This window comes from Catonella sp. (genome assembly GCF_052169795.1).
Lineage (GTDB): Bacteria > Bacillota > Clostridia > Lachnospirales > Lachnospiraceae > Catonella.
In genome coordinates, this window is sequence record NZ_JBQNBU010000037.1 from 1 (window position 1) to 20794 (window position 20794).

Here is a 20794-nt window from a genome sequence, read left to right on the forward strand (position 1 = left end):
TCAAGCCTTTACTTCGTCCACTCTAACATAAGATAAATTCACTTAACTACTACACAACAAACAGCCCCGTTTGTAAGTGTGCTCGGAAGCGAATGCGCCCTCTCAGCTCTGAGCTTCCGAGTACCTTACAAAGGTAGGGGCGTCACTTAGTACATTAATCTCTTCCATCAATAAGCAAACCTTTACTTCATCCACTCTAACATAAACCAAAAACCAACTATTTCCTTAATTTATCCAACACCAAACAGCCCCGTTTGTAAGTGTGCTCGGAAGCGAATGCGCCCTCTCAGCTCTGAGCTTCCGAGTACCTTACAAAGGTAGGGGCGTCACTTAGTACATATCTGTTTATATTACAGAAGAAAGGCTTGCGGCAACCCGCAAACCTTCCCCCCTTAAACTCTATTTACTTCCTAATTCTTCTTTACACCAAGCTCCACATTCTCACCATTGATATTCCACTCTTTAGCGTAACCATCAACACTTCCGGTTACAATCTCAGTAGCCATTACATCAGTGATTATGCTCTCTTTATTAGCCTGCATAAGGGTCTCAAGCTTCTCATTTCCTTTAGCAAAAACAGTAATCTTGTCCATTACCTCAAAGCCTGCTTCCTTACGCATAGTCTGAATCTTGCTGATAAGTTCTCTTACAAAACCTTCTTCTATGAGTTCAGGGGTAAGCTCTCTGTCAAGTACCACAGTTATACCGTTCTCTGACTGAGTCTCAAAGCCCTCTACCTGAACTGCCTCATAAAGCAGGTCATCCATAGCGAGTTCCTCATCTATTCCGCCTACATTGAGTACAGTCTTTCCTGTTTCCTTAAGTTCTGCCATAACCTTAATGCCATCTACATTTGCAAGCACTTCCTTAAGGGTATTAAGTCTGCTTCCAAATCTCTTGCCAAGGGTACGAAGCTGTGGCTTAAAGGTATATCCGCTGAACTTGCTTACATCATCAAGCATTGTTATATTCTTAACATTTAATTCTTCCTTAATTATATCCATATACATTTCAGGAAGTGTATTCTTACCTGTTGCAAAATTCACATACATATTTCCGATTGGCTGACGGTTCTTGATATTTGCTTCATTTCTTCCGGCACGACCAAGTACAACTATTTCAAGTACCTTCTCCATATTGTCTTCAAGCTCTTTATCAATATGGCTCTCATCTACCTTAGGGAAGTCACAGAGATGTATACTCTCAGGAGCAGTCTTATCTATGCTTTTTACAAGGTTCTGATATATTTCCTCTGTCATAAAAGGAATCATAGGTGCTGCCGCCTTACTTATCTCTACAAGGGCTGTATAAAGGGTAAGGTAAGCATTTATCTTATCCTGCTCCATTCCCTTTGCCCAAAAACGGTTACGACAACGTCTTACATACCAGTTACTCATTTCATCCACAAAGTTAAGAAGTGCCTTTGCAGTCTCAAGTATACGGTAGTTATCAAGATTGTCCTCTACTGCCTTGATTGTAGAATTAAGCTTTGAGAGCAGCCATTTATCTATAACTGCAAGCTTATCATACTCTAATTTATACTTAGTTGCATCAAATTCATCTATATTGGCATAAAGCACGAAGAAAGCATAGGTATTCCAAAGTGTGCTCATAAACTTGCTCTGTCCCTCAGTTACAAGCTTATCCGAGAAACGGTTCGGAAGCCAAGGTGCACTGTTTGCATAGAAATACCAACGGATTGCGTCAGCACCATGCTTTGCAAGAGCCTCAAAAGGATCTACCGCATTTCCCTTTGATTTGCTCATCTTCTGTCCGTTTTCATCAAGTACATGACCAAGCACGATTACATTCTTATAAGGTGCTTCATTGAAAAGCAGGGTTGACTCAGCAAGAAGCGAATAAAACCAACCTCTAGTCTGGTCTACAGCCTCAGAAATAAAGTCTGCCGGGAACTGCTGTTCAAAAAGTTCTTTATTTTCAAAAGGATAGTGATGTTCGGCATAAGGCATAGCTCCTGAGTCAAACCAGCAGTCAATAACCTCTGGTACTCTGTTCATTTCCTTGCCACATTCAGGACACTTAATAGTAACCTTGTCAATAAACGGACGATGAAGTTCTATATCATCAGGACAGTTATCACTCATTTCCTTAAGTTCTGCCTTACTTCCTATAACATGTACCTTACCACACTCACAAGTCCAAGCAGGAAGTGGAGTTCCCCAGTATCTGTTTCTTGAAAGTCCCCAGTCCTGTACATTCTGGAGCCAGTCACCAAATCTGCCCTTACCTATATTCTCAGGTATCCAGTTAATCTTTGCATTATTTTTAAGCAGGTCATCTCTTACAGCTGTCATTTTGATAAACCAGGTCTCTTTTGCATAATAAATAAGAGGACTGTCACAACGCCAGCAATGAGGATATTCATGCTCAAACTTAGGAGCATCAAATAAAAGCTTTCTATCCTCTAAGTCCTGTAATACAAGAGGATCGGCATCCTTCATAAACTTTCCTGCAAAAGGAGTTTCCTCTGTAAGCTCACCCTGTTCATTTACAAACTGTACGAAAGGAAGGTCATAAGCTCTTCCTATTCTCGCATCGTCTTCACCGAAAGCAGGAGCAATATGAACTATACCTGTACCGTCTGACATAGTTACATAGTTATCTACAACTACAAAATGTCCCTTTTTATTCTGCTTCTTAGCTGCTTCGCTTGCACAGGCAAAAAGTGGCTCATATTCACGTTTTTCAAGGTCTGAGCCCTTGTATCTTTCAAGTATTTCATAAGCTTTGCTATCTTCTTCTGCAAGAGAGCCAAGCACCTTATCCAAAAGTGCCTCTGCCATATAATAAGTATAGCCGTCTGCTGCCTTAACCTTTACATAGCTTTCCTCAGGGTTTACACAAAGTCCTACGTTGGAAGGAAGTGTCCAAGGTGTAGTTGTCCAGGCAAGGAAATAGGCATCCTCACCCACCGCCTTAAACCTTACAACTGCTGAACGCTCTTTTACATTCTTATAGCCCTGAGCGACCTCATGTGAAGAAAGTGACGTACCGCAGCGAGGGCAATATGGCACTATTTTATGACCTTTATATAAAAGATCCTTTTTCCAGATTTCTTTTAAAGCCCACCATTCTGACTCAATGAAGTCATCATGATAAGTAACATAAGGATTATCCATATCTGCCCAGAAACCAACTGTTCCTGAGAAATCTTCCCACATTCCCTTAAATTTCCATACAGATTCCTTACATTTCTCAATGAAAGGCTCCATACCATATTCTTCTATCTGCTCTTTACCGTTAAGTCCCAAGAGCTTTTCAACTTCTATCTCTACAGGAAGTCCATGGGTATCCCAGCCGGCTTTTCTAGGCACTTTGAAGCCCTTCATAGTCTTATAACGTGGAATCATATCCTTTATTACTCTGGTTTCAACATGACCGATGTGAGGCTTACCGTTAGCCGTAGGAGGCCCATCAAAAAACATATAAGTAGGAGCATCCTTCCTACTTTCTATAGATTTTTCGAAAATCTTATTATCATTCCAAAATTTCAGGGTAGCCTTCTCACGGTCTACAAATTTCATATCAGTTTTGACTTCTCTGTACACTATACTCTTCCTTCTTTCCATTATATAATGTGTGCCCGCATCCACTTAGTGCGAGCAATGCCACAAGGCAAATTTCCTATTTAACAAAAAATGTTAGAGGCAAAATCCTGCCTCTAACATGGTAAAGTAATTTCATATTATTGTCAAGTGTGATATTTACTGCATTTTAGCAGTCTGCGTATTATCTGTTTTGCCTAGTCGCTCTTCTAAGTCCAATAAATGCCTCCGGTGTCATCTCATTAAAGTTAGAAGGAGGAACTATCTCACCTATTTTTATAAGATTATAGGCCTCATTTATCTTATAGAGTGTATATCCCTGCAGATAACTTCTTTCCTTTTCCTTCACACACCCCGTGGAATCCGTATCCGCTCCCAACAGAGCATTTTCTCCTTTAAATGTACCTTCTAAAATATTTACCAGCTGTTTTTCAACATTCATATTCATCTTTTTGATTGCAGAGGTCAATACAATATTATTATTTCCATTCTTTCCATAATCATATTGATCAGTATCACAACCTATTACTTTCAGTCTTTTTGTATTTACATCTTCTTTTATGGTTTCAAATACTCCCATGCCGGCATCTCCTGCCGCTGCAAATATTATATCACATCCCTTTGCAAGTAATTCCTTTGTTATAGCACTTCCCTTGTCTTTATCCGAAAAGCTTCCTATATAGTTACCGCCTACATTTACTCCCCTAACATCTACACCGGCGTATGACTTTATTGCCACACATTCAACATTATAATGGTATCTTGTATTCGCATAATTAACACCTGCCTCAAATCCCAACTGATAATTCACATTTGATGGGAAAGGCTTACCGGTAACAACTGCAACCTTCTTAGTCCTGGTTTCAAGTGCAGCTGAAATCCCCGCAAGAAAACCACTCTCCTGCTCCTTAAATTCCATTGCATAAACATTATCACATACTACTTCATTTCCATGCTCATCAACCGGATGTCCATCCACAAGAATAAATTTTTTATTCGGATAGTCTTTAGCAATAGATACCAAACCTGAAAATTGAAAACCGCAACATACAAGTACATCGTACTCCCCTGCAACATCAGACAATGTTTCAATCGCTGCATCTGCCTCTCCTGTTAACTCACGGATAGGAGTTACTACCGAATCAGGATGTTTTGCAATAAATGCTTCTATCCCTTCATAAATATCCTGATTAAAATTACCATCATCAACCCCGGACGGACTGGAAAGAATAGCTATCTTCAAGCCTTCTTCTTTCGCTAACATCCCTAATCCAAAACCTTGCTTAACCTTTTCAGATGTACTAATAATTCCTGTTCCGTTACAAGCTGTCAAAATCAAAGTTCCAGCAACTAAACTCGCAAAAAACCTTAAAATTTTACCCATTTTTACCTCGCTTCATTGAATATCTCAGAAAATAATACATCCCCTCATTTATTATATCTCTATACTTATATTATACATAAATTATGTAAATTTTCAACAATTATATCACAAAAACAGAAAATTCATTCTATAATCTGATATTTATAAGTTTATCTTATAAATTATCATTAACTTCTTATATTTTATTTAAGTATTTAAAAAGGCATTTATTCTGAGAGCATCAAAATAAATGCCTAAATATATTAACTTAGGAATAAGTTTAAATAATCTTGTCTTGTCTTGTCTTGTCTTGTCTTGTCTTGTCTTGTCTTGTCTTGTCTTGTAAAATTATGTTTCTCGCCATAAAGTCTGTCAAGTCCTTTTTCTAAATTTTTTATAAACTAATTATAACAAAATTAATTAATTAATTCAATAGTTATATTTTTACAAAAATATTGTATTTTTTACCAATTCACAACAAATTATTAATTAATTTTAAATATAATAATGTATAAATATTCAAAAAAAGCGAATTTTTAAATTGCCCACTCTTCAGCTTTCTCTCTATAATTTATAAATCTTTTATAAACATTTGATTGTTCCATCAATTCAGAATGGCTTCCACAACTTTCAATCCCCCCCTTATCTAATACTACAATCTGATCTGCATTTTTAACTGTATTTAGCTTGTGTGCTATAACAATAGTAGTCTTATTCTTTAACAGAGTGTCAAGTGCCTGCAAAAGTTGTTTTTCATTTTCAGGGTCGATGCTTGAAGTAGTCTCATCCAGTATTACTATTTTACTTGGTTTCAACATAGCCCTTGCAATAGATATTCTCTGTCGTTCTCCTCCTGACAGATTAGAGCCCCCCTCTTGTAATATCGTATCATATCCATTCGGCAAATTCATAATAAATTCATGACACCTTGCCTTCTTTGCTGCCTCCATCATTTCTTCATCCGAAGCATCAGGATTTCCAAACTTAATATTATTCCTCACTGTATCATCAAACAAATACACATCCTGAAATACAAAACTGAAATTTGCCAAAAATGCATCATAATTATAATCTTTTACATTTCTGCCATCTACCAGTACCTCTCCACCTGTAACATCCCAAAATCTGGAAATCAGGTTACATAGTGTAGTCTTACCGCTTCCCGAAAAACCTACAATGGCAGTAGTTTTTCCTGATGGTATTGTAAGGCTTAAATTGTTAAATAATTCACCATCTCCATAAGAAAAACTCACATTTTTAAGCTCTACAGACGGTTCGTTTATATCTGTAAATTCTCCCTCATCAATAACTTCTAATGAGCGAAGCTGCATTACAGACTCCAAATCCTGTACAGCTATTCCTTTTAAGTTCTGCATTCCGCCAATCATTTCAATACCTGAAAATATCACAAAACTTGATACTGTCAGCATAATAGCCTTAGTTGAATCAATGCTTCCTATAATAAATCTGTGAATAGCCAAACCTATGATTGCAACTACTCCCAACTTAAACACCGCCAGATACAAAAGCTGAATTGGTGCTACCAGCTTTTCTATATCAAGAAATCCCCTTCTTGTTGCAGATATGCTTTCTTCCAACTCCTTTGCTACTTCCTTATTCTTCCCAAATGCCTTAAGTACACTTATTCCCTTTACATACTCAAGAGTTTTGGCACTCAGATTTATTCTAATCTTAAGCAAAACAGAAGTCAGCTTATCCATCTTCTTCTGTACAAGTCCATTGATTGTAAGTCCTGTTATAATTGTTACTAAAATAATAATTCCTGTAACTGCATCAAAAGGAAAAATGAAAATTGCCATCATCACTGTCTGAACTGTGCCTGCAATTAGTGCAGTAATAATAATCATACCTACTGTTTCAAGTTCTGTAATGGCTGTAGACATCCTTCCTGCCACATTTCCCAGACTATTATCATTGAAATATCCCATATTTACCTTTTTTAACCTATCACCTACAATAAGCCTGTTTTCTGCTCCAAAACTATAAGAAGCTGTATTTTTATTTTTATCCGCCAAAAATCCAAAGAGAATCTTGCCTGTAACTCCTGCAACTTCAATTAAAATTACCGTATATACATCACTCATAGTTACAGGCTTATTTTCAAATATATTTTCACATATTTTCATAAGAATAAATAATATTCCACCAATCATAAAACTTTCAAAAAACGATTTAAATGTATTGAATATCAGCATCTTTGTAATACGGTCTGACTGCTCACCGGCCACAATGTATAGTTTTTTCGTTAGTTCTATCATCTTATTTCTCCCTCCTCTTATCAGTTTCTCCTATATGTGCTTCCCAAAGCTCTTTGTAAATATGACTTGTTTCAAGAAGCTCTCTATGGGTTCCTTGAGCAGTAAGTTTCCCCCTATCCATTACTAAAATATTATCGGCATTTATAATAGTAGAAAGTCGATGAGCTATCATTATTACAGTCTTACTTTTAATCAGCTCATTTATAGATTTTTGAATCTCAGCCTCATTATCAGGATCTGAATAAGCCGTAGCCTCATCTAAAAGTACAATAGGACTGTCTTTTAATAAGGCTCTTGCAATGGTAATTCTCTGTCGTTCTCCTCCTGACAGAGTGTCTCCCGAATCTCCTACCACTGTGTCATAACCATTCTCAAGACTCATAATAAAATCATGACAGCTTGCCTTTTTGCAAGCCTCCTGTACCTCTTCTAAGGTTGCATCTGCCTTTGCAAACCGCATATTTTCTAAGATACTTTTTCTAAATAAAAAATTTTCTTGAGAAACATAGGTAACTAAGTCCATATTTTGACTAAGAGGCATTTGGGATAAATCTGCATCTCCTATGTAAATATGACCTGAGTTTACATTCCAAAAACCGGCAACAAGCTTTGCTATTGTAGATTTGCCACCGCCTGAATAACCTACTATTGCTGTAAGTTCCTTTTCTTTTGCTGTAAAAGTAAGATTTTCAAAAACCTTTTTTTCACTGTCATAACCAAAACTCACATTATCAAACCTAACATCAAAGGAAGATATTTCTAAATTTTTATCTCCCCTTTCTAACTCAGGCATGTCCATCACCTTATTTATCTCATTTAAGATTACCCCTACATTTGCCATTGTATCCGCATGGCTCATAGCCTTAATAAGTGGTCTGTAAGATGCATAAGAGAGTAACATTCCCATCACTACCACACTGATATTAATGCTCCCTGTCATATAAAGATAAAGAGTAACAGGAAGTACAAAAACCAGTGTAGAAGGCAGGCTGTCCATCGCTGCAGTAGTGGCAAAGCAGACATGAAGATACCAGTCAAGCATCGCATCCCTGTTGTTATTAACTGCTTCCCTAAATTTTCCATAAGAAGATGCCGACTTATTAAATGCCTTTATTACCTGTATTCCTCTTATGTACTCAACTATGCTTGTATTCATAGCCTTCGAAGCCTCCTGATAACGCTTCGACCTTTCTGCATAGCCCGACATCATAAGTGTTGAAAATAAGAATCCCACCGGCAATGTAAGTAAATTTGCCACACCTATCCTCCAGTCAAGTGTAAAAATTATTACAACTATAACTATCGGTATAATTATATTGGCAAGCACTTCAGGAATTACATGAGCAATGGGTTGCTCAAGTTTGTCCAAGGTTTCAACCATAAACTGTGACCACTGTCCGCTGCTTTTCTTTTCAATCTCACCCATGGAAAGCCTGCCAAGCTTCCCCACAAGCCTCTTCCTCTCGCTTTCAATAATGCGAAAAGCCAGATTGTGAGAAGTAAGTGTAGAAATTTCATGAAAAATGATACTTAAAATAAGTCCTGCAAGGATGAGAGCCAAGTCATTTACATAATGATAATTGGCAAACACACTCTCTCCACTTATTACCTCTGCACTCATCATTTTTACCACAAGATCAGCCAGTGCATAGTAAGGAATTATACTAAAACCAACTCCCACAATTGCCATCAAAACAGAAAAAATAATCTGTCCTACATGATTTTTCAGTACTTTCACATTAACATCCTCCTTAATCCATCTTTAAGTTTACAATCTTTTCCCATGCATAGTTCTGAGCCTTAGACATAAGATTGATTATCTCTACTGCCTCCTCATAAGGGTAGCCATGCGTTATCACTTCAAACAGCGGAGTAAGAGACATCGTTGCAAAAATATGCACCTCCGTATCAGATATTTCAGCAGGATTCAATCCATTTTCTCTGGCAATTTCAATAAACCGTTTGGTTGATTTTGTCTCAATATCAACCAGATTTTCCCTTATATGCTCAAATCTTGTCCCCGTAGAATGATTAAACATAAGCTGAAACTCATCATAATTTTGATAAATAAGCTCTAGCACTGCTGCTGCTCCATTTACAGAATCATCAAACAGTTCATCAGGATTTTCTGCAATATCATCCATCAAAGAATCTGTACATTTATCAAACATTCTCAGAAGCTTTAAATAAGCAGGCTCTACCAACGCATAAAACATCTCCTCCTTATTCTTAAAATGCTTGTACAGAGCTCCTGCTGTAAAACCCGATTTTCCGGCTATTGAACGCATTGAAGCCTTCTCAAATCCCAGTTCCAAAAATTCCTGTTTTGCATTATTTAATATTAAAATATGCGAATCATGCTTATTATTTAGCAAAATAGCCTCCCTTTTATTTTGGTAAACACTGTTTACCAAATATTAACACTATCAACATTTATTGTCAAGATATTCACATATATTTCTTTAGCAGAGAACTAAAAAATTACCTGTTAAATAAAAAAATCCGATATATTTTACTATACCGGATTTTTTAATACTCTGCTTTCGTTGCCTGTATTAGGAATAAGCTCTCATATAGGCAAATTCATCTGACTATTTTATTTTGTAAACTGCGATGCTATCTCATTATAACTCCATCCTGTCTGAAGCTCAAAAGTTCCAACCTTTAATTTTGATGCAAATCCATTATTAACCAAATATTTATTAAACTCTGCAGTATTATCAACTAATCCCATAGCTTTTAAGGAGGCTGCAACCTTTTCAGAACTCATTCCTGCAGTAATTGAAAAATTAACTTTACCCCCAACAACCTGTGGCTCAGGCTTTTTAGGTCTTTCCATAGGTTTTGTAGGCTCGGCAGGTTTTGGATTCTCTATTGTTTGTGGTCTTTCTATATGCTTTACTTCATTTATGGGTTTTGGATTTTCAATAGTCTTTGGTTTCTCTACAATTTTCTGTTCCTCAACAGGTTTAGGTTTTTCAACAGCTTTAGAACTCTTCTCTGATTTTTTTTCTGATTGAGGTAAGTCTTCTTTCTTTTCTACCTTTTCTTCCGATATTTTATCATCTTCCTTAGGTAGCTTATCTTTAAGTGAATCCAGCTCTTTCTCCTGAAATTCGCTTACTGTCATCATTCCAAGTTCTCTTGCTTTTTGCCTTATTTCATCATCGCTTAAAACCTTTCCCGAACTTCCATAAAGAAAATACATAATTGCAGCTGCTAAAATGGCTCCTACTCCTATGCCCCTTAGCAAATATTTTACTTTCACTTAATTCCCTCCATTATTTACCAAATAACCCTAGTACAAGCTGAACTTCACCCTGTCCTATTCCAAGTTCTTTAGATATTTCAACTACCGATTTACCTTCCTCTTTCATTGTTAAAATCTTATCATTCATTGAAATATCTTCTGTCCTTTTAGAATCTTTTTCAACCTTTACCTCTACTTCCGACTGTGTTTTTACTTCCTGTTTCATCTTTGCTTCTGCAACTTTCTTCTGCTGCATCTGTACTAAAGCCTCTGCCTGAGTTGAAACCTGCTCTGGAAGTTTAGGTTCCTGCTGTACTTGTTTTGGCTGCTTTGTAATCACTGTCTGTCTTACTTCCTTAACCTTCAATATCTTATCATCCAATTCATGGTTAAGTACCTTAATTCGTTTCTCTTCATTTTCAAGTTCTTTACGCATACCATCTATTTTAGCAGAAAAATCTTTCAAACTCTCACTTTTTTCATTGAGCATATCATATAAGAAAATCACCTCTTTATGATTCTGCTCAATCTTCACCATCAATTGGCTACTCATTTCATCCATTGCAAGCATCTTATTATTTGTAAGTTCTGACATTTGGCGACTGCTATCACTTAGTTTCTCCTCAGCAATATCAGCAACTCTGGTTTCAAAGCTTTTTTCTACCTTAGCTATAACCTTTTTCAGGCTTTCATCACTCAGTGCTTTCAGTCTGATTTCTTCTGCAATCTTTTCCTGTTCCCTACTATTCATTCCTGTATTTTCTTTAATGAAAAAACTCGCTCCAATGCAGGCTGCTCCCGCTATCATGCATCCAATAATTATTATGTCCATAAATCCTCACTTACAATTTTATGTCTATTCTGCTGCCCGCCACACCCGTAAACTTATCTATAACTTCAGAAGATTTTTTCTCTTCTTTATTCTTCTTTTTCTTGCGGGCATAATATTCATTCTTGCTCTTTTCCTTTGGGTCAAATCCATCCCGGCTCCACTCTGCATTGTCTGCTTCATTAGTCCTTGTAAGTTTTCTATCCGTCTGTTCATTCACTTCCTGTGCCAAAAACCTCTGTTCCGCCGGAATCTTATTTTCTGCAGAAGTTCTATGAATAGATGCTTCCTGGCTCCTATTAGGCATCAGATAGTTATCAATATTCTGAATCGGCATAATTTTCTCCAGTTCTAATAAAGAGGAACTGCTGTTACATCAGCCCCATCCTTTATAAATCTTACACTTTTAAGTACATCCCTTATATAAAGCACTGCATCCACTACTGCTATCTTAACTCCGGGATACACCATGTTGCCAACTTCTATAACTCCACCATCTTGTTTTTCTATTTCTTCATGCAAGGCTAGAAATTCCTCCTGCATAAAACCTATATTATCATTATCCCTCTTATATTCTACCGCAAGAACCCTAAAATGAGATAATTTTTCCGGTGTAAGCTTTTCTCCATTATTAAGCTTTCTGCTATATAATTCAATGGACTTACCCGAACTCTCCATCCGTTGCAATGTTTCTTCTATTTTATTCTGAAGATTTTTATACTGCAACAACAGAGCCGGGTCTACTCCCACTTCCAAATTAGTTTTAGTTCCCATCTCCGAACCGGCATTTTTTACCCTTATAAGAGTCCTGGATCTGATAGTTCCACCATTTACATAGCCTTTTTTGCTATTTACAATTACATCCCCTTTAGCTGACACATCACTATGAATAATTGCATCCGCCATCACATATCCACCTGACTGTACAATAGCATTCTCCAAGAATTTAGCGATAATATTGCCACCTGACTTTAAAATGCCTTTACCCATACCACGAATACCATGGTATAGAATTATCTGTCCTCCGGCAATTATTTGGGCACCCTCTGCTGTTCCCCCTATAATTACATCTCCCGTTGCATTTATCTTAAATCCGTTTATTACATTTCCTTTTACTTCAACATTTCCATCATAATTGATATTTCCGGTAGAAATATCAACATCATTTTTAACAATAAATGTATTTGATACGCATATCTTATTTTCTTCATCAAGAATTACATGACCAGAGACTTCACTTATAAGATGAAGACCATCTTCAGAGAGTGAAATATTAGGTCCATATTTGAAATTAAGCCTTTCTACCTTATCAGGTCTAATCAAACGGCCTCTTACATCTCTCCCTGTTCTACCCTCATCTTCTTTTATAAGCTCGGCAACTTCATCACCGGCAGTCACTCTTGCAATTATCTCCAAATTATAAAAATCTACAGCACCATCTGTATTTTCTTTTGGTTTAGCCTGTAAATTTGTATTAAATTTATAAATTATTTTCGCATCATGTCCATTTACAGGCCTTTCCCCTCTTGCAATTATATAGTCTACATAGTACTGCCTGTCATTTAAATACCTATCTATTTCTGCTTCTACTATTCCAAATTTAATCCCATTAAGAGCTAACTCTTTTAGTAAATCTTCCTTAGTCATAACTCTTCCACCTGCCGATGGAGGAGAAAAAGTGCAAACTGCCAGCATCCCATCTTCAGAGATTCTGACTTTCATCTTCTCATCTTCATAAAACTTTCCTTCTATACTAGTCTTTCTATAGAACATAATCCTTTCCCTTACATAAATTTTGCAAAAACATCCATGTAATCCCCTAGTTTTTCTTTCAATTTACTTAATGCCTTCGTATGAAGCTGAGACACTCTTGACTCAGACACTGAAAGCACCTGACTGATTTCTTTTAAAGTCAGCTCCTCATAATAATATAGAGCTATCACCTTCTGCTCTTTATCTGTAAGCCCTTCTATTGCTTCTGCCAAAGACTTTTTCAATGCTTCTTTTTCAAATGCTTCTTCAGGCTGTTCAAAGCTTGAAATACCCAACTTTCCTTTAGAATTATCTGCAACCAAGTCACTTCCCTGCTCAAGATAATCATCTAAAGAAATAACTCCCGACAGATTCACCTGACTCTTCCAGCTCTCATACTCGTCCATGGATATACCAAGTTCTGCCGCTATTTCTTCTTCTGTAGCCAGCCTTCCATATTTTTCTTCTATTGCTCTTTCGGCTGCTTCCAGTTTTTTCTGCCGCTGACGCATAGTCCTTGGTATCCAGTCCATTTTTCTTATCTGATCAAGGATTGCTCCTTTTATTCTAAGGCTTGCATAGGTTTCAAACTTAACACCTTTTACATAATCAAACTTGTCTATAGCATCTATAAGTCCAAAAATACCATATCCTACTAAATCATCATATTCAATATTGTATCCAAGATACATTGACATACGCCCTGCTATTATTTTAACAAGGCTTGAATATTCAATAATCAGCTTTTCTCTAAGTTCCTGTGTTTGTTTTTTGGCATATTGCTCCCATAATTTTATGCCATTTTTTTCATCTGCCATAGACAGTTATCTCCTCTATAGGACAAATCAACTAATTTTACTATCATTGTCGCTATCGTTACTATTTTCCTGTGTATCTTCTTCAACAGCCTTGTCTTTATTATCATCACTTTCTTTTTCATTACTCATATCAAGTATCTTGATAAGAGCCTTTCTCACAAGACTACCAATTATCAAAAATATTATAAGTATAGCTAATAATACCTTCAATGTATATAAGGCGTCATACCTGTTATACAGGCAGATAAACATCGTAATTGCACCTGCTGAAAGCATAACAGTAGCAGGCAGATATCTGTATTTCATATTTCTTTACTTCCCTTACCGACAGCTTTTATTAAAAGCACACCTGTTGAAGAATAAAATTCTATGGTTCTTCCATAATTAAGACCGGTGTCAGATGCAATAATCGGTATGCCTAGTGACTTCAATTTAGCCTTAACCGCTTCTACATTTCTGTCTCCTACCCTTAGCATATCATTAGAGTTTGAAAATGCAAACATCTGTGCTCCACCTGCAATCTTTGCTACCATAGAAGTTTTTCTTGCACCTAAAGCTATCATCTGTCTCAAGAGTTCATCCAGTCCTGTATCTGCAAATTTAGCTATATTAGTATTATTTGCAATTTTGGTACTGTCAGGAAGCATACAATGCAGCATACCGCTCACCTTAGTCGTCTTATCATATACTACAGCTCCCACGCAGGAGCCAAGCCCAAGTGTCGTAAGGTTGTCAGGAGCCTTACACACTTTAAGATCACCCATTCCAACTTTTATCATTTTTTCCATAATAAACCTAATCCACAGGCAGACTTTACTGCCTGTGGCTCTCTCAAACTTTTATTGTATTAGAATCACAAACCAAGAGATGTCAATATTTTATTATACGAATCAATTGTAGGCGTAAGAATAAAATAGCCTGTTACATCATTATCGTCCTCCATAAACTGAGATTCGATTAACAATGCCTTATCTCCAAGCTTTCCAAACTCAATTGCAGGAACACTAAGTATTGCACCGGCCATATCTATAGACAGATAGGGAATCGACTGATTTATCTTCAAATTAGTCATTGAAGATAGAGATGATATATATGCACCTGAAATAATATTTCCTAATTCCTTAAGTGCAGACAATGACATCTCATCAAGTTCTGCATCCTCAGGCGTAGTACCTACAGGTCTTCCAAATAAAATATCTACCAAGCCAAAGGCTGACTTAGTCTTCATCATAAACATCATCATTCCGTCAATATCCTCATCAAGAGTTACAAGGATACCAACAACTATGGTCTCAGCTCCTCCCATTATCTCATGAAGCTCGTCAAAGCTGAGAAGATCTACCTTAGGAACATTCATGTCTACCTTTGTATTTAACATGCTGGAAAGTGCTGTAGTTGCATTACCGGCTCCAATATTTCCAAGTTCCCTCAGAACATCAAACTGCATTCCATCCACATTATTTAAATCAAAATTTGCCACTAGCCTACCTCCGAAACTATGCCAGTTCCCTTTCCTTCTCTATAATCACATTCTGCATATTTAACAGGGAAATAAGTGTATCATGAGTTCTTCCGACTCCCAACAAATATTTTGCCTTTTCTCCATTATTGCTATTAGATGGCTTCTCTATCGAATCATCAGATAAGGTAACAACCTCTTTAACCTCATCTACCAAAAGTCCTATTGAACCATCTAAATCTTCAAGCTTAATAATAATAATTCTTGTCGCATTGGTAACTTCATCATCAGGAAGCCCAAACTTAAGCCTAAGGCTCATAACAGGAATAACTTCTCCACGAAGGTTAATTATTCCCTTAAAAAAGTGTTGCGACTTAGGAACTCTTGTAATTCTAGTCATTCTAACTATATTATCAACATAACTTATATCTATGCCGTACTGCTCTGTGCCAAGCTTAGTAACAATGTACTGCTTGGTCTCTACCTCTAAACTTCTATTTTCCATGAGTTTATGCCCCTTTCAAAATCCGGACTAAAGTAATACATTTGCATCTAAGATAAGCGCAACTTCACCGTCGCCAAGAATAGTTGAACCGCTTATCAGCTTTGGAGTATTGATATACTTACCAATTGACTTGATAACTATCTCCTGCTGTCCGATAAGTCCGTCAACTACAAGTCCTGCAAGCTTATCAGCCTTCCTTACAATTACTATTACTACATGGTCTGTCTTAGTTTCTCTGTCCGGAACATCTAAAAGTGAATCAAGCCTGATAAGAGGAATAACTGTTCCACGAAGGCTTATTACTTCTTTAGACTGAACATATTTAATATCGCTCATTGGTACTTCTTCTATTGTCTGGATACTTGCAAGAGGAATTGCATACTTCTCATTGCCAAGTTCAACCATAAGTGCCTGTACAATAGCAAGAGTAAGCGGAAGTCTGATAGTAAAGCTGCTTCCTGCTCCACGCTCTGTCTTACACTCAATAGTACCTCCAAGAGACTCTATATTAGTCTTAACTACATCAAGACCAACTCCACGGCCGGATACATCACTTACCTGATCTGCAGTTGAAAAACTTGGTGAGAAGAGTGTAGCTATGGCTTCTTTGTCTGTGATCGTATCAATTTGGTCGGCAGGAACAAGTCCTCTTTCAACCATCTTTTTCTTAACCTTATCTACATTGATACCCGCACCGTCATCACGAACTTCAATAACTACATTATTTCCTTCCTGATAAGCATCAAGGAAAATTGAGCCTACCTCAGGCTTACCAAGACGTACTCTCTCTTCGTTTGACTCAAGACCATGGTCAGCTGAGTTTCTGAGAAGGTGCATAAGAGGATCACCGATTTCATCTACAACGGTTCTGTCAAGCTCTGTATCTTCACCTGTCATGTAGAGTTCCATCTTCTTATCAAGCTTCTTGGAGAGATCTCTAATCATACGAGGGAACTTCTGAACAGTACTTTCAATAGGTACCATCCTCACCTTCATTACAGTTTCATGGAGGTTTGTTGTAACAGTTCCAAGATATTCAATCTGCTCATTAAAGGCAGACATATCTCCACTGTCCCTCTTATCTGTAGTGCTCATTGACACAAGACCGTTCTTTGCAATAATAAGCTCACTTACCTGATTCATCAGGCTGTCAAGCTTCTCTATATCTACACGAACTGAACGGCTTACTACCGGCTTGCCCTTACCCTTAGCTTTTGCGTCTGCCTTTGCATCCGCCTTTGCTACAGGTGCTGCCTGTGTCGCAGCCGCAGCCGGAGCAACCTGCTTAGGTGCCTCTTCCTTCTTTGGCTCTTCTGCCTTTTTAGGCTCCTCAACAGCCTGTGCTTCTTCTATTTGTTCAACTATTACTTCTTCTATCTCTAAGACATTTTCTATTGCCGCCCTTACTTCACTCTCAGATTCCTTAGTAAGCAATATAAGGCTGAAATCAAAGTCAAATTTTTCATCTTCAATTTCCTGAACTGAAGGACTTGAAATTATTATTTCACCAATTTCTTCAAGTGCTTTGAAAACCAAAAAAGCTCTTGCCGCCTTAAGAAGACAGGATTCCTGTATATAAACTGTAGCTCCAAATACATTCATCTCTTCTTCATGTGCCTTCTTTATCGCATGCTCCTCAACTTCAGTAAGCTTAATATTTTTATACTTAGCCTTATCACCCGCATCACTTTGTGTTGCTGTCTCTTCTGCAACTGCAACGGCGGCTGCTGCCGGAACAGATGCTGCAGGCTCTGATTCTCCTCCGTTTAAGAATTGGTTAAGTTCATTGATAATGGCCTCATTATCATTATCACCTTCATCAGAGGTCTCCTGAATTAAATCCAAGTACTCCTGAATAGCATCCAGTCCTCTAAACAGTGTATCTACAAGACTGTCATTAACCTTCATCTTGCCTTCACGCACTGCTGAGAAAACATCTTCCATGTCATGGGTGAGATGCTGCATTCTCTTAAATCCCATTGTTCCTGCCATTCCCTTTAATGAATGGGCAGAACGGAAGATTTCTGCAATAGCATCACTGTTATCAGGCTCTTTTTCAAGAACCATAATCTGATCACTTAAGACCTGGATATGTTCCTTAGTCTCATCTACAAAAATATCCAAATATTGACTTGTATCCATCTAATGTACCCCCGTCGCTTTTACTATAGCATCGGCAATCTGATCAAGCGGCAAAACTTCATCTGCCAACCCTGCTTCAGCTACCATCCTAGGCATGCCGTACACAGTACATGTCGGCTCATCCTGAGCTATAACATAAACATTGTTTGTTTCTTTCAACTGCCTTATCCCTGCTGTTGCATCAGCTCCCATTCCGGTAAGCACCACGCAGACTATCTTATCGTAGGAACTTCCTACAAGGGATTCATACATAATATCTGCACAGGGTCTTAATCCTCCTCTTGGAGGATCCTTTTCAAGTGAAATAAAGCTTTCGCCTGACTGCTCCTTAACCCTTAGCTGATACCCTCCTTTTGCAACATAAACCTGGTTGTCTGCAACCATATCGCCGTCATTTGCTTCTTTAATACTTATAACACTGCTGTCTTGAAGCCTGTCCGCTAAAGACTTCGTAAATCCTTCAGGCATATGCTGGACTATAATCATTCCTCCACCAATTTTGTTTGGAAGTTTTGGAATTACAGCCTGTAAAGCCTTTGGCCCTCCGGTAGAACAGGCTAAGGCTACAAGTACCCTGCCATTTCCCGCTCCTGTCCTTTGAGGATATATAAGTTTTTTCGGATAAATGTAAGACTTCGCTCCTACCACCCTTTCCGGCTGGGAATCAGCTGAACCTTTAGCGACCGGCAGCTTCACTGCAGCTTCAAGGCTTTTTATCAAATTATTTTTAAAGTCTTCTTCTCTGACTTTAGCATAATTATCAGGCTTTAATACAAAATCAAAAGCCCCCAGCTCTAAAGCTTTTATTGTCTCTGCGGCTCCTTCCTTTACTAAGGTACTGACCATAATCACAGGAACTTTAATCTTTTCCCTGCCTATCTCAGCAAGCAACTCCAGCCCATTCATCTTAGGCATATTAATATCCAAAATTACCGCATCATAGCCGCTCCCGTTTTTAAGAAGCTTATCGAGTCCCTCCAAACCGTCACGAGCAATATCTTTAACCTGAAATCTTCCATCAGTGTGTATTATATCAGATATTACCCTTCTTAGGAGTGCAGAGTCATCAACTAGCAAAATATTCTTCATTTCTACTATACACACCTCTCTCATTGATACTAAATCTTAATAACTTATGAAATCTCTTTATTCCTGTTCCTTCTCTCTTCCTCAAATACAAACCTTACGATTGCATCTCTTGCGGACTCCCTAAGTCCCAAGAACTTAGTTCTTATTTCATACTTTGTGGAATCAGCTGTTTTTCTAAACGAATCTATAATATTCATCAATAAAAAATATTCTTTAGCCTGATCACCCGATTTCAATGTTACAGAGAGGATTGCATTTTCTTTTTTCTTTATTTCTTTATCTGATAAATATTTTACACCGCCTCCACTTAAATCTATTACAATACAGTTCTCCCAGTCATTTGTATTACCCGAAATTAAATCTATGTACCTGCTTTTATTCTCTCTTACCAACCTGCTTTCTCCGATAAAATCGTTCAGACCTTTTTTCTCTTCAGCAGTCATTATATGAAATTTAGCATCTAGCGAACATTGAAGTCTGTAAAACTGCCTTCTCTGACTTTTTTCAAGTTCTGTAACAAGCTTAACTACCATTACCGCAAGGCTACCTTCAAAGAACCTTTCTGAAACAACGGTTCTTCCAGTCAATATTCCCTTTGCTGTATAAAAGTACATTATACTTTCTTCACCAAGTTCAAGCGGAATCGTTATTGTTTTATTCATCGGCATCATAAGCTTGAGCGTAATTTCATCTATTACATCAATCACCTTACTCCCCAGTTCATCCGGTTCACCCGTATCCTTTCTTATATAAGCCTGCCTGATTATATCAACCTTATCGCCGATTGAAATAGAATAATTTCCCATTATATCACTCACACCCTTTCTTTTACCTGCTTAAAGTCCTTCGTAATGTTTCTGAAAATATGCCCGCAAGCCCCCTTCTTTTAGGCTCTCCTACAGATTCCTGTCCTGTTATCAGTCTTGCTATATTATCTATTGCCCTAGCCGCCTTGGAATTTGGAAATGCCGTCACCAAAGGCTGCTGCTTCATTACTGCCTTACTTACACTTGAGTCAGATGGTATGGCTCCCAAATATTCCAGAGAAATATTAAGAAACTTATCTGCTACAACACTCAGCTTCTCAAATAATTCTCTTCCGCTTTTCTCATTTTCAACCTTATTAGCTATCAGCTTAATGTGGCAATGTTCTCTTGCAAATTCCGGCTGATGATCCAAGGTTTTCAGTAAGGCATAAGCATCAGTAATTGATGTCGGCTCCGGAGTCGCTACTAAAAACACTTCCGCACTTGACATCACGAACTCTATAACATGCTCCGAAATTCCGGCTCCTGTATCTATTATTACAACATCCGCCTGCCTATCAAGTTCTGACAGCCTCGCAGACAAGTTTATAAGCTGCTCCTTTGTAAGATTAGTCATTTCCCTTATGCCTGAGCCTCCGGAGATAAAACCTACATTTTCCGGGCCTTCAGCTATTATTTCTGATAATGACTTCTCCCTGAACATAAGATCGGAAAGATTATACTGCGGTCTTACACCAAGCATAACCTCAATATTGGCAAGACCAAAGTCAGCATCCAAAACTACAGTCTTTTTTCCCATCCTGCTCAAAAGAATTGCAAGGTTTATAGCTAAATTAGACTTTCCTACCCCACCCTTGCCACTCGTAATCGTTATGACTCTGGACAGTGCCGGTACAGCACTGCCTGCCTTAATTATATTTCTTAAATTTTGTGCCTGATCCATATTATTCCCATTCTATTAGTTTTACTGCTTTT

Annotated in this window: 18 protein-coding genes; all 18 read right to left on the reverse strand. The window is 37.7% G+C overall.

Going from position 1 to position 20794, the window contains the following annotated elements:
* Nucleotides 1-410 precede the first annotated feature (410 nt).
* Nucleotides 411-3569 carry an isoleucine--tRNA ligase gene (gene ileS / locus ACTTKP_RS06975; protein WP_442553192.1) on the reverse strand — a complete coding sequence of 1053 codons (3159 nt, stop codon included), beginning with the start codon at nucleotides 3567-3569 and terminating at the stop codon, nucleotides 411-413.
* 181 nt (nucleotides 3570-3750) lie between these two features.
* Entirely contained in the window at nucleotides 3751-4950 is a 1200-nt protein-coding gene (locus ACTTKP_RS06980; RefSeq protein WP_442553193.1) for a BMP family lipoprotein, read from the reverse strand.
* A gap of 515 nt (nucleotides 4951-5465) precedes the next feature.
* Complete coding sequence (locus tag ACTTKP_RS06985) at nucleotides 5466-7208, reverse strand: ABC transporter ATP-binding protein (protein ID WP_442553194.1); 1743 nt, start codon at nucleotides 7206-7208, stop codon at nucleotides 5466-5468.
* A gap of 1 nt (nucleotide 7209) precedes the next feature.
* Entirely contained in the window at nucleotides 7210-8946 is a 1737-nt protein-coding gene (locus tag ACTTKP_RS06990) for an ABC transporter ATP-binding protein (RefSeq protein WP_442553195.1), read from the reverse strand.
* A gap of 13 nt (nucleotides 8947-8959) precedes the next feature.
* On the reverse strand, nucleotides 8960-9583 hold the full coding sequence (locus ACTTKP_RS06995; RefSeq protein WP_442553196.1) for a TetR/AcrR family transcriptional regulator: 624 nt from the start codon (nucleotides 9581-9583) through the stop codon (nucleotides 8960-8962).
* Between the two features lie 221 nt (nucleotides 9584-9804).
* Nucleotides 9805-10476, reverse strand: a complete 672-nt coding sequence (locus ACTTKP_RS07000; protein ID WP_442553197.1) for a hypothetical protein — start codon at nucleotides 10474-10476, stop codon at nucleotides 9805-9807.
* Between the two features lie 13 nt (nucleotides 10477-10489).
* Nucleotides 10490-11290, reverse strand: a complete 801-nt coding sequence (locus ACTTKP_RS07005; protein ID WP_442553198.1) for a DUF6115 domain-containing protein — start codon at nucleotides 11288-11290, stop codon at nucleotides 10490-10492.
* Nucleotides 11291-11300: 10 nt separating this feature from the next.
* Nucleotides 11301-11624 carry a hypothetical protein gene (locus tag ACTTKP_RS07010; protein ID WP_442553199.1) on the reverse strand — a complete coding sequence of 108 codons (324 nt, stop codon included), beginning with the start codon at nucleotides 11622-11624 and terminating at the stop codon, nucleotides 11301-11303.
* A gap of 14 nt (nucleotides 11625-11638) precedes the next feature.
* Nucleotides 11639-13060: a DUF342 domain-containing protein gene (locus ACTTKP_RS07015; protein ID WP_442553200.1), complete on the reverse strand. Its 1422-nt coding sequence runs from the start codon at nucleotides 13058-13060 to the stop codon at nucleotides 11639-11641.
* A gap of 11 nt (nucleotides 13061-13071) precedes the next feature.
* Nucleotides 13072-13857, reverse strand: coding sequence for a FliA/WhiG family RNA polymerase sigma factor (locus ACTTKP_RS07020; protein WP_442553201.1), 786 nt, complete (start codon nucleotides 13855-13857; stop codon nucleotides 13072-13074).
* A 27-nt stretch (nucleotides 13858-13884) separates the two neighbouring features.
* Nucleotides 13885-14163 carry a hypothetical protein gene (locus tag ACTTKP_RS07025; protein WP_442553202.1) on the reverse strand — a complete coding sequence of 93 codons (279 nt, stop codon included), beginning with the start codon at nucleotides 14161-14163 and terminating at the stop codon, nucleotides 13885-13887.
* Nucleotides 14160-14645, reverse strand: a complete 486-nt coding sequence (locus ACTTKP_RS07030; RefSeq protein ID WP_442553203.1) for a chemotaxis protein CheD — start codon at nucleotides 14643-14645, stop codon at nucleotides 14160-14162. The genes ACTTKP_RS07025 and ACTTKP_RS07030 overlap by 4 nt, the downstream gene beginning before the upstream one ends.
* A gap of 65 nt (nucleotides 14646-14710) precedes the next feature.
* Nucleotides 14711-15337 carry a chemotaxis protein CheC gene (locus ACTTKP_RS07035; RefSeq protein ID WP_442553204.1) on the reverse strand — a complete coding sequence of 209 codons (627 nt, stop codon included), beginning with the start codon at nucleotides 15335-15337 and terminating at the stop codon, nucleotides 14711-14713.
* A 16-nt stretch (nucleotides 15338-15353) separates the two neighbouring features.
* Nucleotides 15354-15821, reverse strand: a complete 468-nt coding sequence (locus tag ACTTKP_RS07040; protein ID WP_442553205.1) for a chemotaxis protein CheW — start codon at nucleotides 15819-15821, stop codon at nucleotides 15354-15356.
* 27 nt (nucleotides 15822-15848) lie between these two features.
* Entirely contained in the window at nucleotides 15849-17963 is a 2115-nt protein-coding gene (locus ACTTKP_RS07045) for a chemotaxis protein CheA (RefSeq protein ID WP_442553206.1), read from the reverse strand.
* Entirely contained in the window at nucleotides 17964-19052 is a 1089-nt protein-coding gene (gene cheB, locus ACTTKP_RS07050) for a chemotaxis-specific protein-glutamate methyltransferase CheB (protein ID WP_442553207.1), read from the reverse strand.
* A gap of 44 nt (nucleotides 19053-19096) precedes the next feature.
* Complete coding sequence (locus ACTTKP_RS07055; RefSeq protein WP_442553208.1) at nucleotides 19097-19870, reverse strand: flagellar brake protein; 774 nt, start codon at nucleotides 19868-19870, stop codon at nucleotides 19097-19099.
* A gap of 10 nt (nucleotides 19871-19880) precedes the next feature.
* On the reverse strand, nucleotides 19881-20762 hold the full coding sequence (locus ACTTKP_RS07060; protein WP_442553209.1) for a MinD/ParA family protein: 882 nt from the start codon (nucleotides 20760-20762) through the stop codon (nucleotides 19881-19883).
* Nucleotides 20763-20794: the final 32 nt, after the last annotated feature.